Consider the following 18,852-nt stretch of genomic DNA (forward strand, 5'->3'; position numbering starts at 1 on the left):
GAACAACACGGCCGAGACGCTGTGATCTACGCCTCACGACCGCCCGACACGGACGCTGATCCGCCGCCCTTCTAGCTCTGGCGACGAAAAACCCTGTCGCGCAATCCACTCAGCGTGAGCGTAAGGGTGATACGAAGTGTCGGCCGTTTGGCACTGTTGCCTCCCTATGATCGAACTTACTGAGCTGACCAAGGTTTACGGCCACGGCTCTCATCGGGCTGTCGTGCTGGACGGGATCAGCTTCCAGGTAGCGGCGGGGGAGATCCTCGCCGTCGTCGGCCCCAGTGGGGCGGGTAAGAGCACGCTCGCCGAATGTATCAACCTGCTGACCCCGCCGACTTCGGGTTCCGTCGTGGTCAACGGTGAGGACCTGACCACGCTGTCGTCGAGCAAGCTGCGGGTCGCGCGCCGGCGGATCGGTACCATCTTCCAGTCCGCCGGTCTGCTGGAGCGTCGGACCGCAGCCGAAAATGTCGCTCTCCCATTGGAATACCTCGGAGTCACCGCCGAGGAGTCCCGTAAGCGGGTCGCCGAACTGCTCGACCGGGTTGGGCTGTCGGCGCGCGCGAACCACTACCCCTTCCAGCTCTCCGGAGGTCAGAAGCAGCGTGTCGGCATCGCCCGCGCACTGGCTCTGCGGCCCTCGGTGCTGCTGTCCGACGAGGCCACCGCCGGGCTCGACCCCACCACCACCGGCTCCGTCGTCCAACTCCTGCGTGAGCTGCGTGACGACCTCGACCTGTCCATCGTGTTCATCACCCACGAGATGGACACCGTGCTCGAGATCGCCGACTCGGTGGCCCGTCTGGATCACGGCACCATCGTCGAATCCGGCCGTCTGGTCGACCTTTTGACCGATCCCGACTCCGAACTCGGTGCCGCACTGCGGCCTCAGGGGCAGGCCACCGGCGCCGGCTCCGACCAACAGGTCTGGCAGGTGGTCTACGAATCCGACGTGCCCGCCGACTGGATTGCCCGCGCCTCCGAGGAACTCGGCGCACCGATCGCCGTCCTTGGCGCTTTCGTCCAGGAAGTGCACGGCGTCACCGTCGGCTCAGCCACCCTCGGTATCCCGGCCGAATATTCGGGCCGTGCCGCCGATGTCCTCGCCCGCTACGGCCTGGCCACCGGCGAGCAGTGCCTGCGGGGTGCGGCGTGACCGAAACCCTGCTCGCCAACGCCAAAGTGCCGGTCAGCGAGCTTCCCGGCCTGCTGATCCCGGCCCTGCTCGACACGCTGATCATGGTCGGCATCGTCATGACGATCGTGGTGCTGGTGGGCGTGCCACTCGGTGCGCTCATCCACAACCTCGCACCCGGCGGCCTGTTCGAAAACCCGACGCTGCATACGATTCTGAGCTGGATCATCAGCATCGGCCGGTCTCTGCCGTTCCTGATCCTGATGGCCGCGATCATGCCGTTCACGCGTTTCATCACCGGAACCAATATCGGTATCGCCGCCGCAGTGGTCCCAATGTCGTTGGCCGGTATCGCTTTCTTCACCCGCATCGTCGAGAACGCACTGCGCTCGGTGCCGCCCTCGGTGGTCAAGGTGGCCAGGGCGTCCGGGGCGTCGAACCTGCAGATCATCCGCACCGCGCAGCTTGACGAGGCCATCCCGTCGATCCTCGGCGGACTCACCATCAACATCATCGCGATGATCGAATACTCCGCGATCGCCGGCACCATCGGTGCGGGCGGAATCGGTTACGTCGCAGTGACCTACGGCTATCAGCGATTCGATCAGGGCGTCATGCTCGCCACCATCATCATCCTCGTCGCGACCGTGGCCGCCGTTCAGTTCATCGGCGACGTCCTCGTCCGCTTCACCACCCCGCACGCACGTACCCGCCTGAAAGGAACCATCACCGCATGACCACCACCGGAGTCGAGGTCGAGAGCCCCGACAATCACGGATTCGAGATCAAGAAACGCCGCCGCTGGGTGTGGATCGCCGCCGGTCTGGTGGTGGCGGTGGTGGCCATCGTCGCGGGGCGGCTGCTGTTCTTCGGAGACACCAAGTCCGCCAACGAGATTCCGGGTGCCACCCTGGTGGTGGCCACCAATGAGGGCAACGCGGCCGAGCAGGCGCTCATCGAGTACATCAGCCGCGAGGTCGCCCCGAAGCACGGCATCAAGGTGGCGTTCCGCGGCCTGTCCGACAGCAACACCATCAACCGCGCGGTCAGCGACGGTGAGGTCGCCGGCACCATTTACCAGCACAGGCTGTGGCTCGGTCAGGTGCTGGAAGCCAACCCGGACTTCCGCGAGGAGGCCGCCACCCCGGTGTTCCGGTGGGGCTTCGGCATCTGGTCGGACAAGTACACCGACGTCTCACAGCTGCCTGACGGTGCCAACGTCTCGCTGTACTCCGATCCTGCCAACGAGGCCCAGGGCCTGTGGCTGCTGGAGCGGGCCGGCCTGATCAAGCTCAACCCGACCGTCGACAAGTGGACCGCCACTCGCAAGGACATCGTCGAGAACCCGAAGAACCTGCAGTTCACCCTGCTCGACTTCGCCGCCCAGTCCCGCTCACTGCCCGACCTGGACGCGGCGGTCGGCTACACCGAGTACTACCTGGCCGCCAAGATCCCGCTCGACAAGCAGATCTTCGCCCCGCCGGCTCCCGACGAGTTCGCCGGACAGCTCACCATCGGCAGCAAGTGGGCCGACACCGACAACATCAAGAAGCTCGTCGAGACGTTCAAGGACCCGGCGGTTCAGCAGTTCCTGGCCACCGACCCGAGCGTCAAGGGCATCCTGTTGCCGCTCTAGGCTGCAGGACGCTTCGACCCGCCGTGCGTGGTGGCGGCCTTGGCAGGAGCAGACGCGGCCGCAGCCTTGTGTGCTGAGGACGACGCCGAGGCCGCCGCCGCCCGGGCGCCGCGCGGCGCCGGAGCCGCCTGGGCGGCGCGGGCTGAGGCGCCCGTGGGCTTGGTCGTCGCGCGCACGCTCGCCGCCACCGACGGCTGCTCGACTGCAGCCGACTTGGCCGCCGCCGGCAGGCCGAGCTGGGCCTTGACGTAGTTGACGACGCCGGTGGCCCCGGTCTCCCCGCCGTAGCCGTTGAACCAGGCATCGGCCAGCAGACCTCCGCCGACCTGCACGGGCCCGATGTAGAACTTCGGGATCTGGCTCGTCACCGTCAGCACGAAGCCCTTGATGAGGTTGTTCAGCGACAGGCCCTGTTGGATCTGGTCGATCACGTAGGCCTGGACACCGGCACCACCGGTAGGTGAGCCGTTGTAGCCGAAGTAGTAGGCGGTGGCCAGCTTGGCGTTACCGATCAACACCGGGCCGATCCGCAACACCGGCAGCTTCGAGGTGAACGCGAGCACACCGGCCTGATTGTTGTCCAGGTAATTGGTGCCCAATTGGGTCAGGCCGCCGAGGATTTCACCGAACCCGGCGAACAGTCCCTCCCAGTCACCGTATTCGATCTCGCGGCTGGCACTGTCGGCCTGCGACTCCGAATCGGCAAGCAGCGCAACGCTGCTCGTCAGAGGTGCTGCGCTGACAAACTCATGCTGACTCTGGGTGACGGTCGGTGTCGTCATCGCCAGCGTCACGGCAGTGGCCAACGATGCCGCGGACAGCATCATCGGACGCGAATAAGCCGTCATGGATCCCCCCGATCTCCCCGTCAGGCGCCCCCGCGCCTGAACTCATGACAGTTCGTACGATCCTCGCACCGACGCTGTTTGTCTAGGAAAAGGCGAAAGAAACTAAGGGACTTTTGTCCCGACGTTTTGGCGGTTTTTGAAGCGTCCAAACAGGCTTCGGCGCTTGTCGTCCGGCTCGTGCACCGTCATTTCCACGCCTTTGAACACCGCCAGATACACCGAGATGGTGGTGACGATGATGATCATCAGCACCGGGCCCAGCACGATGCCCCAGAATCCGAACATCGCGATCCCCGAGAACACCGCCAGCAGCATCAGCGCCGGGTCCAGGCGGGCCTCTCGGGGGACCAGGATGGGCCGCAGGAAGTTGTCGATGTTGGTGATGGCCAGCACGTGGAACAGCACCACGAACAGGCCGCCGACGACGTTGCCGAACAGCATCATCCCGATACCGAAGGGAATGGTCACGATTCCGCTGCCCAGCGGGATCACCGACAGGGCGGTCAGGAAGATCGCGAAGATGAAGAACCCGTTGTGGAAGCCGCCGATGTAGATCGACGCCGCCCCCAGCACACCCTGCACCGAGGCAATGATGAATTGGCCTTTGACGGTTCCCTTCACCATCGCGCCCATCTTCGCCAGATACAGGTCGGTGGCCTCTTCGCCGAGCGGGTTGAGCCGGCGGATCAGGGTGATCAGCTCCTGCTGATTGGTCAGCAGCGAAATGAGCACGTACAGAAAGATGATGGCCGAGGTGACCATCCCGATCACCCCGCCGGCCGCGCCGCTGAGCGAATGCAGCAACCACTGGCCGACGTTCTGGGAGACCCTGATCATGGTGTCGCGCAGCGACTCCGCGCTGACCGAGAAGTGCCCGAACGGCAGCTTGGCTAGCAGGTTGTTGACGAACTCGATGGCGCGGTCGCCCAGGGTGGACAGATCTGCGGTCTCGACCCATTCGGCGACATGCACCACCATGTGCGAAACCTGCAACACCGCAAGCGTTATCAGCGCACCCACCGGGATGATCACGGTGGCCAGTGCGGCCAGCACGGTCAGCGTCGCCGACAACCCGGTGCTGAAACGCCTGCGGCACCGGTTGTACAGCGGCGTGAAGAGGTAGGCCACGATCGCGGCGATGACCACCAGGATGAAGTAGTGCCGCAGAAAGTACGCACCGAACAGCAGCGCGACCACGGTGACGACCGCCAGCGCGCGCTTCTGGGTCAGCGTGAATTCAGTGTTCACCGAGGTGAACACTAGCCCGTCGAAGCGCTACTGATTCATCAGACGCAGCAAGTGCGCATTGATGTCCGGATAGCGCTTGAGGTGGGCGCCGCCGTTGAGGTCCAGGACCTCACCGGTCATCCACGCCGACTGCGGGGAGCACAGGAACGCCACCGCCTCGGCGATGTCCTCCGGAGTTCCCGGACGGCCCAGCGCGGTGTTCTCCACGTACTCCTCGACCACCCCGGGCACCGCCGCCGCGCCCTCGGTGAGCGGGGTGTGCACGAAGCCCGGGGCCACGGCGTTGACCCGGATGCCGCGCGGTCCCAGTTCCAGGGCCGCCACCTGGGTCAGCATCGACAGCCCGGCCTTCGCCGAGCAGTATGCGCTCATCCCGATCGCGGGCTGCCGGGCGTTCAGCGAGGTCAGCGACACCAGCGTGCCGCCTTCGCCGAGGTGGCGGCCGGCGTGCTTGATCACCAGGAAGGCGCCGTTGAGGCAGACGTCGATGACCGAGCGGAAGTCGGCGGCGTCCAGTTCGGTGATCACCCCGAAGGTGCTGAACCCGGCGCAGTTGACCACCACATGCAGGCCGCCTTCGCGCGCCACCACGTCGTCGAACAGGGTGGCTACCGTCGCCTCGTCGGTGACCTCCACCGAGGTCCACGTGTGCGGCGCACCGAGTTCCTCGGCCCGCTCGGCGGCCAGCTCGGCGTTGCGGTCGGCGATGGTCACCACCGCACCCTCACCGGCCAGCTTCTTGGCCGTCGCCCAGCCGATCCCGGATGCGCCGCCGATGATGACTGCTACTCGTTGTGAACTCATACTGTGTCCGCCTCGAATCGACCCCATTTGTTTTTCACGGTCCCCCACGGATCGGCATAGCCGCCGGGTGCTCGGTAGTACGGCGACTGGCGCTTGAGGTACTCGTGCGCCAGCGGTGCGGCCAACCGGAACAGCGGCCGTTTCCAGCCAACCTTGTCGGCGGTCTCCTTCAGGATGTCCGGCCACGAATGGTGCTGAAAGCCCAGCAGCTGTTGGGCTTTCGACGAGTCCATCCAGTCGGTGGCGAACCAGCCGTCATCGTCCTCGGGATTTCCCTTGCGGCCCTTGGCTGTTGCGCCCACCAGCCCCATGGCGGCGGTGATCGCCGAGGACACCTCGCCCTGCTGCAGACGATGCGTATCGTCACCACCGATCAGCAGGGTCTGCCCGATCGCGTCGGCAGTGGTGGCGGCGACGAACGCGTGCGCCACATCGCGGACATCGACGGTCTGCAGTCGGCCGTCGATCGGCAGCAGTCCCTCGAAATACAGCATGTCGGGGTCCATTCCGAGGTCGAACTCGGTGGTCATCACGCCACCGAGGCGCAGGATCACCCAGTCCAGCGCCGACCCCCGGACCAGTTGCTCGGCCTCGATCTTGTGGCCGCCGTAGACGTCGAACGGCCGTACCGGGGTGTCCGGAGTAAGCACTTCGCTCAGATGGTGCGGGTTGCGTGGGCCATACACGGCGATGGACGACGCCTGCACGAATCGCGGCGGCTTGGGCTCGGCCGCAGCGGCATTGACGAGAGTTCCGGTGGCCTCGACGTTGACCCTGCGGGCCAGCGCGGGGTTGGCGTAGCAGACCGGCGGGATGATGGCGGCCAGGTGGATCACCGACGCCGGGGCGACGCTGCTCATCAGCTCGCCAACGGCTTTGGGATCGGTCAGGTCGGCCCAGCGCACCGTGACGCCGGCGGGCAGTGCGGCCGCGGCTTTCCGGTTGGCGGGGGTATCGAGGTCGGTGGCCACGACGTGGCGGCCGGCGGCGGCCAGGTGCTTGACGGTGGCGCTTCCGACCAGCCCGAAGGCACCGGTTACCAGCACAGCGTCGGACATCGATGTCCCTCCCGACTAGAACGAGTTCCAGTGGACGGTACCCCAACTACGCTGATCGGATGCGGGGTGGACGGGCCTGTGGCGGGGTGATGGCGGCCGTGCTCGTGGCCGCTCTCGCGGCCGGCTGCGGTGACCGCAATCAGGCACCCGCGCGCCCTGCCCAGCCCGGCTACGCGCCGGGGGTGCTGAACTCCGTCTCGGTGACCGAGGTGTTGACTGCCATCGACGAGGGTGGCCGCTCTCGCGGCCGGCTGCGGTGACCGCAATCAGGCACCCGCGCGCCCTGCCCAGCCCGGCTACGCGCCGGGGGTGCTGAACTCCGTCTCGGTGACCGAGGTGTTGACTGCCATCGACGAGGCACACCTTCCTGCGCTCAATCCGCACGACGCGACGGCAGCGATGTGCCCGGCGGCCGGCTGCACCGAGGCGCGGGCCACCGACACCGTGTCGATCCTGAAGTTCCCCAGCACCGGGCGCGCCGAACTGTATGCCGCCACGATTCCCGACATGGTTCAGGTCGAGGACATCGTGCTGGTTTTCCCTGCGGCAGTGGGGGATCCGCAGAAGCAGGCCTACAGCCGAGTGGTCAAACGGGCGATCGCCCACGGCTGAGTCAGGCGTGCACCGGCTGCTTGTCCGCGTTCTTCATCTGCTCGAACAGTTCGGTGTAGTAGGGCAGGCAGTGCTCCAGCGCCTGCTCCGTGGTGTACAGCGGCTGGTAGCCCAGATCACGGCGGGCCTTCTCGATGCTGAAGTAGTTATCGAGGTAAAGCCGTTCCACCGCAAGGGGTTCCAGCGGCGGCTGCGGGAAGTTGAACTTGAAGTGCAGCCACTGCCAGGCCGTCATCACCGCATGGACGAACCGGCCGGAGATCCGGAAGTTCGGGTACTTCTCGCCGCACGCCTCCACGACGGGGCGGGAGAACTCGAACATGTTGATCGGCTCACCGTCGTTGATGAAGTACGCCTGGCCGGGCGCGCTGCCACCGTCGACCAGATGCTCTGCGGCAAGGATGAATCCGTGCACCAGGTTGTGCACGTAGGAGTTGTCCAGCTTGATGTCCTTGCCGCCGACGAGCACCTTGACATGCCCGGCCAGCACGCGCTGGAACAGCATGCGGAACATCGTCTGGTCGCCCCGGCCCCAGATGCCGCTGGGCCGGATCGAACAGGTCAGCAGTCCGCCGACACCGTTCTGGCTGAGCACGAACTTCTCGGCCACCACTTTGGTCTCGGTGTACAGGTCATTGAACCGGCTGGTGTAGGGCAGCGTCTCGTCGCCGCCGGCGATCCGCTGACCGCCCATCACCACACTGTTGGACGCGGTGTAGACGAACCGCGTGACCCCGGCGGCCTGCGCGGCCTGCACCAGGTTCTTGGTGCCGCCGACGTTCACGTCGAAGCTGCGCTTGCGGTACGCCTCGGTGACCGAGCCGCCGCCCATCAGGTCGATGATGGCCGCGGTGTGGAAGATCGTGTTCACCCCGGCGACGGCGGCGGCCACCGTGTCGGTGTCGCAGATATCGCCCTGGAGCACGTCGAGCCGCTCGTGGGGCGGCAGCGGGGACGGGGACCGGTCGAAGGCCCGGACCTGGTAGCCGCGGTCCAGTAGCTCGCGCACCAGGTTGGCCCCGACGAAGCCGGCACCACCGGTCACCAGCACCCGGCCGAGCTCGGTTGTCAGCGTGGAATCACCCATGGCGGGGAGCTTAACTGAAACACGTTCTAGTTAGCTAGTACCCCAGGTCAGGCCGGTGGCCGAATCAGCCGTCGGTGACCTCGCGGGTACCCAGTGCATCTTCGATGCGCTGACGGGCCCCGGCTAAGTGCTCTTCACAGCGTCGTGCCAGCTGTTCGCCACGTTCCCACAGTTTCAGCGACGCATCGAGATCCAGTCCGCCCTGTTCCAGCGCCCTGACCACCTCGATCAGTTCGTCGCGGCACTCTTCATAGCCCAGCGAACTAATGGGATTCGTTTCGGGACCTTGTGCGCTCATGCGGCTCCATCCGTCGGGCCGGTACTGGTGGCGCCCACTGCGCCGTCGGACACCCGGATCCGCAGCCGCGCACCGGCCGGCGCGTCGGCCATGGTCCGCAGAATCTCGCCGTCGGCGGTCTGCACCACCGCATAGCCGCGGGCCAGCGTCGCCGCCGGGCCCAGCGTTGCCAGCCGGGCACTCAGGTGACCGATCCGGTCGGACTCCGCGGCCACCAGCCGGTTGATGTCGCGGCGCACCGCGGCGCGGGCCCGGTCGATCTCCTCGCCGCGCTGGGTCAGCCCGCGCAGCGGGTCGGCCAGCACCGGGCGGCTGCGCAACTGGGCCACCGTGCGCTGTTCCCGGCTCACCCAGCTGCGCAACGCCTGCGCACTGCGCTGCCGCAGGTCACCGACCAGGGCGAGCTCGGCGACGGCGTCGGGGACCACCTTCTTGGCGGCGTCGGTGGGGGTGGCGGCGCGCAGGTCGGCGACCAGATCGCACAGCGGGTTGTCGGGTTCGTGGCCGATGGCGCTGACCACCGGGGTGGTGCAGGCGGCGATGGCCCGGCACAGCGTTTCGTCGGAGAACGGCAGCAGTTCCTCGACGCCACCGCCGCCGCGGGCGATCACGATGACCTCGACCTCGGGGTCGGCGTCCAGCTCCGCCAGCGCTTCGACGATCTGGGCCACCGCGTTCGTGCCCTGCACCGCGGTGTTGCGGATCTCGAAGCGCACCGCAGGCCAGCGCTGGGCGGCCACCGTGGTGACGTCGCGCTCGGCGGCGCTGGCCCGTCCGGTGATCAGCCCGATGGTCGACGGCAGGAATGGCAGCGGCCGCTTGAGGCGCGGGTCGAACAGGCCCTCGGCCTCCAACAGGCGGCGTAACCGTTCGATGCGGGCCAGCAGCTCGCCGACGCCGACGGCGCGAATGGCGGTGACCCGCAAGGAGAATGAGCCGCGAACGGTGTAGAAACTGGGCTTGCCGCGCACCACCACCTGGGTGCCTTCGACGAGTTTGACCGGGGCCGCGGCCACCAGGTCACGCGGGCAGCTGATGTCCAGCGACATGTTGGCCGCCGGATCGCGCAACACCATGTAGGCCGTCGAGCTGCGCAGATTGATCTGGGTCAGCTGACCTTCCACCCACACCGTGCCGAGCTTGTCGATCCAGGCCGCGACCCGGGTGGCCACCGCCCGGACCGGGAACGGGTTCTCCGCCGAGCTGCCCTGCTCGCTGGTCACTTGGCGGTCGCGCGGGTGATCCTGTTGGCCAGCAGCGTCTGGAACGGGGCGCGGGACTTGGAGGCTTCCTCGTAGGCCAGCAGCGCCTCGAGGTCGGCCACGCTCAGCGACTGCAGCCGCGCCCGCAGCTGGGCCAGGGTCAGCGATTCGTAGTCGAGTTCCTCGGCGATGGCCGGGGCGGTCGCCGCGGCAGCCTTCTTCTTGCCGGCCGATTTGGTGACCGAATCCTGACCCTTGGCGGCAGCACCGTCGACGCCGTCGGCCACCGAGTACAGGGCGAACCGGCCCTCGGTGCGGCGCTCGCCGTCGGCCGGGGAGTCGTCGTCGGCGGCGGGCAGATCCTCGTCGAAGGTGGCCCACTCGGGCTGCTCGTCCTTGGGCGGAAAGATGGTCTCCAGCGCCGCATCACCCTTGATGACCAGGTCAGCGACGTCCTGCTGCACTTTCATGACCATCTGCGCGACGGTGCTCACCATCGTCATCGGGTACATCAGGATGGTCTGGGGCAGCTTGCGGGTCTCCTCGATGGCGGTCACGGCCGCCCCCACCAGCAGACGGACCCCATACGGTGCTGTTGCCATGTGCGACAGCCTACGGCTGGCCCGCTCAGTGCGCGGGAACGTACCCTGAAACCATGCCGCCAACTGTCAACATGGGGATTCCCGGTGCTTCCAGCACGGCTGGAGCACACAACGGCGGAGGCAAGCGTGTCCTGCTCGCCGAGCCCCGCGGCTACTGCGCGGGGGTGGACCGGGCCGTCGAGACCGTGGAGCGCGCGCTGGAGAAGCACGGCGCCCCGGTCTACGTGCGCCACGAGATCGTGCACAACAAGCATGTGGTGGAGACGCTGGCCAAGGCCGGCGCCATCTTCGTCGAGGACAACGACGAGGTGCCGGAGGGCGCCATCGTGGTGTTCTCGGCCCACGGCGTTGCCCCGACCGTCCACGAGACCGCCGCGGCGCGCAATCTTCAGGTCATTGACGCCACCTGCCCGCTGGTCACCAAGGTCCACAACGAGGCCAAGCGCTTCGCCCGCGACGACTACGACATCCTGCTCATCGGCCACGAGGGCCACGAGGAGGTCGTCGGCACCGCCGGGGAGGCACCCGACCACGTGCAGGTCGTGGACAACCCGGACGCCGTGGACAACGTGACCGTGCGTGACCCGAACAAGGTGATCTGGCTGTCGCAGACCACGCTGAGCGTCGACGAGACGATGGAGACCGTCCAGCGGCTGCGGGAGAAGTTCCCGACGCTGCAGGATCCGCCGAGCGACGACATCTGCTACGCCACCCAGAACCGCCAGGGCGCGGTCAAAGCGATGGCGCCCGAATGCGATCTGGTGATCGTGGTGGGCTCCCGGAACTCGTCGAACTCAGTGCGCCTGGTCGAGGTGGCTCTGGGCGCCGGGGCGGGCGCGTCCTACCTGGTGGACTACGCCGAGGACATCGACCCGGCCTGGCTCGACGGTGTCACCACCGTCGGCGTCACCTCCGGTGCGTCGGTGCCCGAGATCCTGGTGCGCGGCGTGCTGGACCGGCTGGCCGAATTCGGTTACGGCACAGTGCAATCGGTGACCACGGCCAATGAGACGCTGGTCTTCGCGCTGCCGCGGGAGATCCGCCCGGCCCGGTCCTAGCGCTCGTCGCCGGAATCGCGGTAACGCACCCGGGAAACCGGGTGATGCGTGCTGTCCCCGGTCGGAACACCTGACGGCGGTCGGCGCCGCGGCGGCTCATAGGGCTCATACGGCGGATAGGGCTCGTAGGCCCGGTACGGCTCATACGGCGGGTACGGGTCGCGGCGCGGCGGCGGGGCGTACGGGTCCCGACGCTCCCGCGGCTCCCGAACCTCCCGGCGTTCCCGCGGCTCCCGCGGCTCCCGAGGTTCGCGCGGCTCACGGCGTCCGGCTCATCCGGCGGGTACGGGTCGCGGCGCGGCGGCGGGGCGTACGGGTCCCGACGCTCCCGCGGCTCCCGAACCTCCCGGCGTTCCCGCGGCTCCCGCGGCTCCCGAGGTTCGCGCGGCTCACGGCGGCGGGGCGGGGGCATATGCGGATCGGCGTCGCGCGGCGGACGCGGGCGGCGCCGGGGCGCCTCGGCCGCCGGATCCAGATCAGCCGGACGACGCCGGCGCGGCCGGTCCTGCGGCAGGTCGGTGATGTCCTCCAGCGGGGGACGGGCATGGCGCGAGCGGGTCGGCGCGGGCCGCTTGGCCGGGCGGCCGGAGCGGGGCCGGCGTTCGGCCGTCGCGGGCCGGTCGATGCTGTGCTTGCGCTTGGGTTTGTCCTCGGCGAGTTCCTCGGCGGGCGCACCGAACAACGAACTGACCTTGGCCGCCAGCCCGGCGAACCTGCTCGGCGCCGCGACTGCATCGCCGTCGGGGGCGGCGGCCGCCACCGACTTGGACGCCATGCCGAAGTACCAGCGGGCCATTCCGATCAGGAGCACACCGGCCGAGGTGAACAACATCAGCGGGAAGCGTTCGATCAGCGGGTAGCCGCAGTTGATCAGGGTGTCTTTCAGCCCGGTGAACGAGCCGCCGTGGAACAGGAAGTAAGCGCCCGGCACGGCGACGAACAGCAGCAACGGCGGCTGGATGACGGCTGTGAAGAGGCCGGACTGGCGCACCGCCAGCACGGCGGCCACGCAGCCCAGCGCGTAGAGCGCGGCGAAGGAGCCGCCGAGTTCCTTGTTGCCCGAGCCGGCGTCGATCGCGAAGCCGATAGTGGTGGCGATCACAGCAATGAGGACGGCGCCCCACCACGGCACTCCGGGGAGATTCGGGTGCGCGGAGCGATTTTCGGCCGCAACTGACGACCTTGCCCGCTGTGCTGACACACGTAGACCGTACCGGTTTCCGATGAATGTGGGCTGTCGGCGGCACCGGTGTGGGTCGTACCTCTCGTAGACTGTGGACCCTGTGAGCCTCAGCCTGGGAATCGTCGGTCTGCCGAACGTCGGGAAATCGACGCTATTCAATGCGCTGACCCGCAACAACGTACTGGCGGCGAACTACCCGTTCGCGACCATCGAGCCCAATGAGGGCGTGGTTCCGCTTCCCGATCCACGGCTGACGAAGCTGGCGGAGATCTTCGGTTCGGAGCGGATCCTGCCCGCGCCGGTGACCTTCGTCGATATCGCCGGAATCGTGAAGGGCGCCTCCGAGGGCGCGGGTTTGGGCAACAAGTTCCTGGCCAACATCCGGGAGTGCGACGCGATCTGTCAGGTGGTCCGGGTGTTCGCCGACGACGACGTGGTGCACGTCGACGGCAAGGTGGACCCGAAGTCCGACATCGAGGTCATCGAGACCGAGCTGATCCTGGCCGACCTGCAGACGCTGGAGAAGGCGGTGCCGCGGCTGGAGAAAGAGGCGCGCAACAACAAGGAGCGCAAGCCGGTGCACGAGGCGGCGGTGGCCGCACAGGAGCTGCTGAACAACGGCACCACGCTGTTCGCCAGCGGCAAGGACTGGTCACTGCTGCGCGAGCTGAACCTGATGACCATCAAGCCGTTCCTGTACGTGTTCAACGCCGACGAGTCGGTGCTCACAGATGCCGCGCGGATCGCCGAGCTGCGTGAGCTGGTGGCGCCGGCCGACGCGGTGTTCCTGGACGCCAAGATCGAGGCCGAGCTGCAGGAGCTCGACGACGAGTCGGCGGCCGAGCTGCTGGAGTCGATCGGACAGACTGAGCGGGGCCTGGATGCGTTGGCGCGGGCCGGTTTTCACACCCTGAACCTGCAGACGTACCTGACGGCGGGGCCGAAAGAGGCGCGGGCGTGGACGATTCACCGCGGCGACACCGCGCCCAAGGCGGCCGGGGTGATCCACACCGACTTCGAAAAGGGCTTCATCAAGGCCGAGATCGTGTCGTTCGACGACCTGGTCGAAGCGGGCTCGATGGCCGCGGCCAAGGCCGCCGGCAAGGTGCGGATGGAAGGCAAGGACTACGTCATGGCCGACGGCGACGTGGTCGAGTTCCGGTTCAACGTGTAACGGTCGGGGTGCTCGATACCCGCGGCGCCGGCACGGTCACCGGCTGCCGATGAGTCGCAGCGGTATCCGCTCGTAGCGGCGAATGATGTTGTTGCGAACCCACTGCGGTGTTCCCGTCAACTCCAATCGCTCTACTCGCTGCGTGAGTGCAGTCAGGAAGGCGCCGGTTTCCAAGCGGGCCATCGCCTGTCCGGCGCACGCATGTGCACCCTTGCCGAAGCCGAGGTGGCGGCCAGCATCTCGGGTGATGTCGAATTCGTCGGGTCGGTCCCACTCGCGTTCGTCGCGATTGGCCGAGGCGTACATCACGAGAATCTGAGAACCCGCCCGCAGCGAGACGCCACCTATCTCGGTGTCCACGCCCACCCGTCGCCCGAACGCCCGCACCGCCGACTCGTATCGAACGATCTCGTTGATCGCGTTGGGAATCCGCTCAGGCTCGGACCTCAACAGTTCCCATTGCTCAGGGTGGGTAGCGAACATGACCAGCGCCGTGGAGATCCCGCTGATGGTGGTGTCCAGGGCAGGACCGAGATAATCCACCAGCAATGCCGGGCACTCACCGGCTTCCAACTCGCCCTTGTCGACAGCGGTCAACAACTCGTCCGCCATGCTCTCTGGCAGCACGCTGCGGTCCCGGACCATGCGGCGGGCGAATCGCAGCATCTGAAGCGACCCAGGAACTCCACGGGCGAATCGAGCATTGGCCGGACCCAGAACGTCGAATGTGGCTGCGGCCCAATCAAGCAGATGCTCGCGCTGATCCGTAGGCCAACCCACCATGTCGGGCATCACGGCCATTGGCAGTGCGGTCGAGAGATCGACGCCGTCCACGTCGCCACGGCGCACCGCCGTCTCCACTAACTCATCGGCCAGGGACTGGACGGAATCACTGATCGCGTTGAGGGCGCGCGGCAACATCCGGTGTGCCACCAGTTTGCGGCGGGCAGCGTGCTCGGTCCCGTCGCTGGCCAGCGTCGTGCCACGGGAAAGTCGATTACTCAGCGAGTTCAGTGCCACTCCGCCTGAAGACTTGAATGTCTCGTCATCGATGAGGGCCGCCTTGCATTCGGCATAACGCGGCAAGGCGTACACCTTGCGGCGGGGCATCCACACCACTGGTCCGAGGTCACGCAGACGTCTGTAGTGCGGATAGGGATCGAGAATCGCTTCGGCCGTGTAGATGTCGGGCCGGTATGTCGGACGAACCGCCGTTAGATGCGCCCCAGACGTGTCGCTGATGGTCGAATCCTTGGATCGAGACACAGCCCTCCACTCCCATTGATTATGACGAAATCGTCACATACGACCGCATCGTCAGTCAATAGGGGCGGTTCACCGTGTAGGGGTCGGGGTGGCGACGCGCACCGAGCCGTCGCAACCGGCAATCGATCCGGGGTTGGTAACCCGGACCGAGCCGTCGCCGGCCGAGCTGACGCTGGTGCTGGTGACGCGGACCGAGCCGTCGCCGGTGACTTGTGCCGGGGCCGCGTTCGCGGAACCGGCGGCCAGGCCCAGGCCGGCCAGCACGATGGTGCCTGCTGAGAGGCCTCCGATGATCGCCTTGGCAATGATGTGAGTGATGTTCATGTCGCCAGTACAGACCGCCGCCCGCCCTACCGATCCCAATAACCAAGTGCGAGGATGCCGTCCATGACCATCGTTCTGGTACATGGCAATCCGGAGACCGAGGCGTTGTGGGACCCGCTGGTCGACGCGCTCGGCCGTGACGATGTTGTGCGGCTGTCACCGCCGGGGTTCGGCGTTGCGCTGCCCGACGGGTTCCCGGCCACTTACCTGGCCTACCGGGACTGGCTCATCGAAGAGCTGGAGGGCATCGTGGGGCCGATCGACCTCGTCGGCCACGACTTCGGCGGCGTGCATGTGATGAATGCGGTGATGCATCGTCCCGAACTGGTGCGCAGCTGGGCCACCGACATCATCGGCATCTTCGATCCCGACTACGTCTGGCACGACCTCGCCCAGGTGTGGCAGACCCCCGAGGCCGGCGAGCAGATGATCGAGGCCTTCCTCGGCGGCACGCCGGAGGAGCGTGCGGCGCTCTACGCCGAGGCGGGCATGTCGACAGAGGTCGCCACGAAGATCGCCGAGGGCCAGGGCCCGGACATGGGGCGGGCGATTCTGCTGCTCTACCGCTCGGCGGCCCAGCCCGCGATGGCCGACGCCGGCCGCGATCTGGAGAAAGCGGCTGCGCGGCCGGGCCTTTCGATCCTGGCCGCCGAGGATACCTACGTCGGCACCGAGGAGATCCGCCGCCGGGCCGCCGACCGTGCCGGTGCGCGCACCGTCGTGCTCGACGGCCTCGGCCACTGGTGGATGGTCGAGGACCCGGCCCAAGGGGCTGCGGTCCTCACCGAGTTCTGGGCGGACCTCGGCGCGTAGTGGCGGTGGGCGCGGGCTGAGCAGGCCGTATGGCATCATTGATGGCATCAATGATGCGTCTGGAGGTGCGCGGTGAGGACTACAGTCACCATCGACGACGATCTGCTGGCCAAGGCTGCCGAACTCACCGGTGTGCATGAAAACGTCGCACTGCTCAAGAAGGGCTTGCAAACCCTCATACGTGTCGAAAGTGCTCGGCGCCTCGCCGCGCTTGGCGGAACTGACCCCAAGGCAACGGCCGCTCCTCGCCGCCGCGGTAAAGCCGAGTGATTCTGGTCGACACCGCCGTCTGGATCGACCATCTACACGCACGGGAGACCAGACTCGTCGAGTTGCTCGAGATTGACCGAGTCGGCTGCCACCCGCTAGTCATCGAAGAGATCGCACTCGGGTCGATAGCGCAGCGGGCCATCGTGCTCGACCTGCTGGAGAACCTGCGGCAATTCCCCACGGTCGACCATGCCGAGGTCCTGCATCTCACCAATCGGCGAACGCTGTGGGGGCGCGGTCTGAGCGCCGTGGACGTCCATCTGATGGCCTCGGTCGCGATGGTTGACGGCGCTCAACTCTGGACGCGCGACAAACGGCTGAGATCGGCCTGCCTGGACGTGGGAATTGCGGTCTTCGGATCTCGTTGACCTAGAACTCACGCACACAGCCACTCGCACTGTGGGTGCGTGCGTGAGTTCTTACTCAACGCCGCAGCGTGTCCACCGATTGGGGGACAGCGGATTCATCACCCTTCTCCGCCGCCCGGTGGACACCGCAATCGCCGCTGATCGACGAATCTGGATCACATCGGGAACAGCCCGAGCCACACACCGGCAGCACCGAAAGTAGGAACAGCAATGAAGCTGATCACCATCATGGTCGAGCGGGCCTCCGTCGAAGGCCTGTCCGCGGCCCTGCCCACCGCGGGAGTCTCGTCGGTGACGGTCAGCGAGGTCGAACGTTTCGGCCGCGACGCTGTCGCCATCGAGGTCTACCGCGGCGCGAAGATCGGCAGGCACACCGTCCGGCAGTTCCGGGTGGAGATCCTCGTCGACGACGACACCGTCGACCAGGTCGCCGCCGGAATCTCGTTCGCCGTGAGCGCCGGTCTGCTCGGCGAGTGCAAGGGCGCCTGGATTACCCCCGCTCAGCAGCTCATCGACCTGTCCCGAGCTGCGGGCCAACTCGTGAATGCCTAGACGTTTCTTCCCTCTCCCATGAAGAAACACACACCCCTGCGGGCCCTCCCTCCCGCAGGGGTGTGTGTTCGATGGCTACGATCCGCCCATGCGGGGAGTCATCGTGGTCGCGGCAGTACTGGTCTTCAGCACCGGGTGCGCCGGCCAGAACACCACCACGGCCAGTAGCCAGGAAGCCAGCGCCGAGACGTCGGCCACCCAGCCGGTGCGTCAGGCGGTGTTGTTCGGCGCCACCGAGACCGTCACCTCCGAGGGCGCCACCGCCCAGTACACCGTCGCCAACCTGCGCCAGGTTCCCGCCGACGCGCAGATCATCCCGGCCAAGGGCACCATGTACGCCGTCGACGTCACCATCGCCGCCCAGACGGGTACGACGATCTACAACGGTTTCTACTTCGTTGCCAAGGCCGCCGACGGCTCGACCATCGCCCCGGCGGTCGGGGCGGTGCGCCCCGGCATCACGTCCGGTCAGCTACCCGCGGGCCAGAAGGTCGACGGGCACGTCGCCTACGACGTCCCGCCGGGCAAGTCCATCACCGCGGTCATGCTGCGCGACCCGCACGGCACGATGCTCGCCGTCTGGGCGCAGTAATCAGCCCGGGAGAACCTCGATCTCGTCGCCCAGCCGGTAACCGTCGATCAGCGGCAGTGTGTCACCGCTCCAGAACCGGCCCGGGTCGAACCAGTTCTCGTTCTTCTCGGTGCGCAGCAACCCCATCTCCTCATAGGTGATGGCGACCGTTTCCGCGCAATAGGCCGTCTCCAAGCCGCTTTCCCGTTTGGCGGCCTTGCGCCGCTCGGCTGACTCCCGAACCTTCTTGTGCAGGAACGGGATTCCCCGGGTCCAGTCCGAGACCGTGGGCACCTGTCCGCGGATCCACCGGCCGGCCAGCCGGGCGGTGGACGGGAACGGTGTGCCGTCCATCCGGGCGATCACCTTCAGCAGCCGGTCCTCCTGCTCGCGGGTGGCGTGCGGGTGCAGCTGGCGCAGCCAGCAGCGCTGGTCGTAGTGGAAGAACCACTGCTCGACCGCTTCCCGCGCGTCGTTGAGTTGCACGCCGCGGTGGTTGGTCCCGGTCCACAGGTCGATGAGCTTGTGCCCGAGTTCGGCATGCCACATCAGCGGCGGCAGGTCGTCGATGGCCACCGTCATCCCGACGTGGTTGATCGGAGCGTTCGTCAGCGTCTGGATCGCCCGGTCGGGGCCGGACCCGCCACGGAACAGCCAGACATCGCCGGTGCGGGTTTCGTTGAGCGCCTGTGTCAGCGACACGGTGTGCACGGTCACCAGCGCAGCTTAATGTGAACGGC

The 18,852-nt window shown here is 67.1% G+C and carries 23 protein-coding genes and 1 pseudogene; 12 read left to right on the top strand and 12 right to left on the bottom strand.

Annotated features, from left to right (window positions below):
* The first annotated feature begins 166 nt into the window (after nucleotides 1–166).
* From BN3385_RS13115 to BN3385_RS13125, 3 genes are read left to right on the top strand one after another with little or no spacing between them, the layout of a single operon-like run.
* Entirely contained in the window at nucleotides 167–1,159 is a 993-nt protein-coding gene (locus BN3385_RS13115) for a methionine ABC transporter ATP-binding protein (RefSeq protein WP_059017177.1), read from the top strand.
* On the top strand, nucleotides 1,156–1,875 hold the full coding sequence (locus BN3385_RS13120; protein WP_059017178.1) for a methionine ABC transporter permease: 720 nt from the start codon (nucleotides 1,156–1,158) through the stop codon (nucleotides 1,873–1,875). Before BN3385_RS13115 ends, BN3385_RS13120 begins: the two co-directional genes overlap by 4 nt.
* On the top strand, nucleotides 1,872–2,774 hold the full coding sequence (locus BN3385_RS13125) for a MetQ/NlpA family ABC transporter substrate-binding protein (RefSeq protein ID WP_059017179.1): 903 nt from the start codon (nucleotides 1,872–1,874) through the stop codon (nucleotides 2,772–2,774). Before BN3385_RS13120 ends, BN3385_RS13125 begins: the two co-directional genes overlap by 4 nt.
* Here BN3385_RS13125 and BN3385_RS13130 read toward each other — a convergent pair.
* From BN3385_RS13130 to BN3385_RS13145, 4 genes are all read right to left on the bottom strand, one after another.
* Nucleotides 2,771–3,622, bottom strand: a complete 852-nt coding sequence (locus BN3385_RS13130) for a hypothetical protein (RefSeq protein ID WP_156432741.1) — start codon at nucleotides 3,620–3,622, stop codon at nucleotides 2,771–2,773. The genes BN3385_RS13125 and BN3385_RS13130 overlap by 4 nt on opposite strands.
* A 102-nt stretch (nucleotides 3,623–3,724) precedes the next feature.
* Entirely contained in the window at nucleotides 3,725–4,870 is a 1,146-nt protein-coding gene (locus BN3385_RS13135; protein ID WP_059021901.1) for an AI-2E family transporter, read from the bottom strand.
* Between the two features lie 27 nt (nucleotides 4,871–4,897).
* A complete protein-coding gene (locus tag BN3385_RS13140; RefSeq protein WP_059017181.1) occupies nucleotides 4,898–5,674 on the bottom strand; it encodes an SDR family NAD(P)-dependent oxidoreductase in 777 nt (258 codons plus the stop codon).
* Nucleotides 5,671–6,732: an NAD-dependent epimerase/dehydratase family protein gene (locus tag BN3385_RS13145; RefSeq protein ID WP_059017182.1), complete on the bottom strand. Its 1,062-nt coding sequence runs from the start codon at nucleotides 6,730–6,732 to the stop codon at nucleotides 5,671–5,673. Before BN3385_RS13145 ends, BN3385_RS13140 begins: the two co-directional genes overlap by 4 nt.
* 59 nt (nucleotides 6,733–6,791) lie before the next feature.
* Here BN3385_RS13145 and BN3385_RS28160 point away from each other — a divergent pair, with 59 nt between their 5' ends.
* Nucleotides 6,792–6,992 (top strand): hypothetical protein, encoded by a 201-nt coding sequence (locus BN3385_RS28160; protein WP_156432742.1) that lies wholly within the window; start codon nucleotides 6,792–6,794, stop codon nucleotides 6,990–6,992.
* Nucleotides 6,964–7,344: a hypothetical protein gene (locus BN3385_RS13150; RefSeq protein ID WP_059017183.1), complete on the top strand. Its 381-nt coding sequence runs from the start codon at nucleotides 6,964–6,966 to the stop codon at nucleotides 7,342–7,344. The genes BN3385_RS28160 and BN3385_RS13150 overlap by 29 nt, the downstream gene beginning before the upstream one ends.
* A 1-nt stretch (nucleotide 7,345) precedes the next feature.
* Here BN3385_RS13150 and BN3385_RS13155 read toward each other — a convergent pair whose 3' ends face one another.
* The 4 genes from BN3385_RS13155 to BN3385_RS13170 form a co-directional block, all read right to left on the bottom strand.
* Nucleotides 7,346–8,431 (bottom strand): 3-beta-hydroxysteroid dehydrogenase, encoded by a 1,086-nt coding sequence (locus tag BN3385_RS13155; RefSeq protein WP_059017184.1) that lies wholly within the window; start codon nucleotides 8,429–8,431, stop codon nucleotides 7,346–7,348.
* Between the two features lie 64 nt (nucleotides 8,432–8,495).
* Nucleotides 8,496–8,729: an exodeoxyribonuclease VII small subunit gene (locus tag BN3385_RS13160; RefSeq protein ID WP_059017185.1), complete on the bottom strand. Its 234-nt coding sequence runs from the start codon at nucleotides 8,727–8,729 to the stop codon at nucleotides 8,496–8,498.
* A complete protein-coding gene (gene xseA, locus BN3385_RS13165; RefSeq protein WP_059017186.1) occupies nucleotides 8,726–9,952 on the bottom strand; it encodes an exodeoxyribonuclease VII large subunit in 1,227 nt (408 codons plus the stop codon). Before xseA ends, BN3385_RS13160 begins: the two co-directional genes overlap by 4 nt.
* The gene (locus tag BN3385_RS13170) at nucleotides 9,949–10,533 is read right to left on the bottom strand and encodes a lipid droplet-associated protein (RefSeq protein ID WP_059017187.1); all 585 of its coding nucleotides are present in this window, start codon (nucleotides 10,531–10,533) and stop codon (nucleotides 9,949–9,951) included. Before BN3385_RS13170 ends, xseA begins: the two co-directional genes overlap by 4 nt.
* Nucleotides 10,534–10,586: 53 nt before the next feature.
* Here BN3385_RS13170 and BN3385_RS13175 point away from each other — a divergent pair, with 53 nt between their 5' ends.
* Entirely contained in the window at nucleotides 10,587–11,591 is a 1,005-nt protein-coding gene (locus tag BN3385_RS13175) for a 4-hydroxy-3-methylbut-2-enyl diphosphate reductase (protein WP_059017188.1), read from the top strand.
* A 544-nt stretch (nucleotides 11,592–12,135) separates the two neighbouring features.
* Here BN3385_RS13175 and BN3385_RS29335 read toward each other — a convergent pair.
* Nucleotides 12,136–12,792: pseudogene (locus BN3385_RS29335) on the bottom strand (DUF6542 domain-containing protein); the annotation flags it as partial.
* 82 nt (nucleotides 12,793–12,874) lie between these two features.
* Between BN3385_RS29335 and ychF the strand changes: the two are divergent.
* On the top strand, nucleotides 12,875–13,948 hold the full coding sequence (gene ychF / locus BN3385_RS13190) for a redox-regulated ATPase YchF (RefSeq protein WP_059017191.1): 1,074 nt from the start codon (nucleotides 12,875–12,877) through the stop codon (nucleotides 13,946–13,948).
* 36 nt (nucleotides 13,949–13,984) lie between these two features.
* Here ychF and BN3385_RS13195 read toward each other — a convergent pair whose 3' ends face one another.
* Nucleotides 13,985–15,214: a cytochrome P450 gene (locus BN3385_RS13195; protein WP_353612227.1), complete on the bottom strand. Its 1,230-nt coding sequence runs from the start codon at nucleotides 15,212–15,214 to the stop codon at nucleotides 13,985–13,987.
* Between the two features lie 69 nt (nucleotides 15,215–15,283).
* Complete coding sequence (locus BN3385_RS13200) at nucleotides 15,284–15,538, bottom strand: hypothetical protein (protein ID WP_059017192.1); 255 nt, start codon at nucleotides 15,536–15,538, stop codon at nucleotides 15,284–15,286.
* A 63-nt stretch (nucleotides 15,539–15,601) separates the two neighbouring features.
* On the opposite strand from BN3385_RS13200, the gene BN3385_RS13205 reads away from it, so the two are divergent.
* The 5 genes from BN3385_RS13205 (at nucleotide 15,602) to BN3385_RS13225 (ending at nucleotide 18,133) form a co-directional block, all read left to right on the top strand.
* Nucleotides 15,602–16,351 carry an alpha/beta fold hydrolase gene (locus BN3385_RS13205; RefSeq protein ID WP_059017193.1) on the top strand — a complete coding sequence of 250 codons (750 nt, stop codon included), beginning with the start codon at nucleotides 15,602–15,604 and terminating at the stop codon, nucleotides 16,349–16,351.
* 72 nt (nucleotides 16,352–16,423) lie between these two features.
* Nucleotides 16,424–16,621 carry a type II toxin-antitoxin system VapB family antitoxin gene (locus BN3385_RS13210; RefSeq protein ID WP_059017194.1) on the top strand — a complete coding sequence of 66 codons (198 nt, stop codon included), beginning with the start codon at nucleotides 16,424–16,426 and terminating at the stop codon, nucleotides 16,619–16,621.
* Nucleotides 16,618–16,989, top strand: a complete 372-nt coding sequence (locus tag BN3385_RS13215; RefSeq protein ID WP_059017195.1) for a type II toxin-antitoxin system VapC family toxin — start codon at nucleotides 16,618–16,620, stop codon at nucleotides 16,987–16,989. Before BN3385_RS13210 ends, BN3385_RS13215 begins: the two co-directional genes overlap by 4 nt.
* 210 nt (nucleotides 16,990–17,199) lie before the next feature.
* Entirely contained in the window at nucleotides 17,200–17,541 is a 342-nt protein-coding gene (locus BN3385_RS13220) for a P-II family nitrogen regulator (RefSeq protein ID WP_059017196.1), read from the top strand.
* 88 nt (nucleotides 17,542–17,629) lie between these two features.
* On the top strand, nucleotides 17,630–18,133 hold the full coding sequence (locus BN3385_RS13225) for a DUF1942 domain-containing protein (protein ID WP_059017197.1): 504 nt from the start codon (nucleotides 17,630–17,632) through the stop codon (nucleotides 18,131–18,133).
* On the opposite strand, the gene BN3385_RS13230 is transcribed toward BN3385_RS13225, so the two are convergent.
* Complete coding sequence (locus BN3385_RS13230) at nucleotides 18,134–18,829, bottom strand: guanylate cyclase (protein WP_082690454.1); 696 nt, start codon at nucleotides 18,827–18,829, stop codon at nucleotides 18,134–18,136.
* Nucleotides 18,830–18,852 lie beyond the last annotated feature (23 nt).

This window comes from Mycobacterium sp. M26, assembly GCF_001494595.1.
GTDB lineage: Bacteria > Actinomycetota > Actinomycetes > Mycobacteriales > Mycobacteriaceae > Mycobacterium.

What these genes read in the sequence shown, in the direction of transcription:
- BN3385_RS13115 (WP_059017177.1), top strand. Translation starts at nt 167, where the DNA reads ATGATCGAACTTACTGAGCTGACCAAGGTTTACGGCCACGGCTCTCAT.
- BN3385_RS13125 (WP_059017179.1), top strand. Translation starts at nt 1,872, where the DNA reads ATGACCACCACCGGAGTCGAGGTCGAGAGCCCCGACAATCACGGATTC.
- BN3385_RS13130 (WP_156432741.1), bottom strand. Translation starts at nt 3,622, where the DNA reads ATGACGGCTTATTCGCGTCCGATGATGCTGTCCGCGGCATCGTTGGCC.
- BN3385_RS13140 (WP_059017181.1), bottom strand. Translation starts at nt 5,674, where the DNA reads ATGAGTTCACAACGAGTAGCAGTCATCATCGGCGGCGCATCCGGGATC.
- BN3385_RS13145 (WP_059017182.1), bottom strand. Translation starts at nt 6,732, where the DNA reads ATGTCCGACGCTGTGCTGGTAACCGGTGCCTTCGGGCTGGTCGGAAGC.
- BN3385_RS28160 (WP_156432742.1), top strand. Translation starts at nt 6,792, where the DNA reads ATGCGGGGTGGACGGGCCTGTGGCGGGGTGATGGCGGCCGTGCTCGTG.
- BN3385_RS13155 (WP_059017184.1), bottom strand. Translation starts at nt 8,431, where the DNA reads ATGGGTGATTCCACGCTGACAACCGAGCTCGGCCGGGTGCTGGTGACC.
- BN3385_RS13160 (WP_059017185.1), bottom strand. Translation starts at nt 8,729, where the DNA reads ATGAGCGCACAAGGTCCCGAAACGAATCCCATTAGTTCGCTGGGCTAT.
- BN3385_RS13170 (WP_059017187.1), bottom strand. Translation starts at nt 10,533, where the DNA reads ATGGCAACAGCACCGTATGGGGTCCGTCTGCTGGTGGGGGCGGCCGTG.
- BN3385_RS13175 (WP_059017188.1), top strand. Translation starts at nt 10,587, where the DNA reads ATGCCGCCAACTGTCAACATGGGGATTCCCGGTGCTTCCAGCACGGCT.
- BN3385_RS13200 (WP_059017192.1), bottom strand. Translation starts at nt 15,538, where the DNA reads ATGAACATCACTCACATCATTGCCAAGGCGATCATCGGAGGCCTCTCA.
- BN3385_RS13205 (WP_059017193.1), top strand. Translation starts at nt 15,602, where the DNA reads ATGACCATCGTTCTGGTACATGGCAATCCGGAGACCGAGGCGTTGTGG.
- BN3385_RS13220 (WP_059017196.1), top strand. Translation starts at nt 17,200, where the DNA reads ATGAAGCTGATCACCATCATGGTCGAGCGGGCCTCCGTCGAAGGCCTG.
- BN3385_RS13225 (WP_059017197.1), top strand. Translation starts at nt 17,630, where the DNA reads ATGCGGGGAGTCATCGTGGTCGCGGCAGTACTGGTCTTCAGCACCGGG.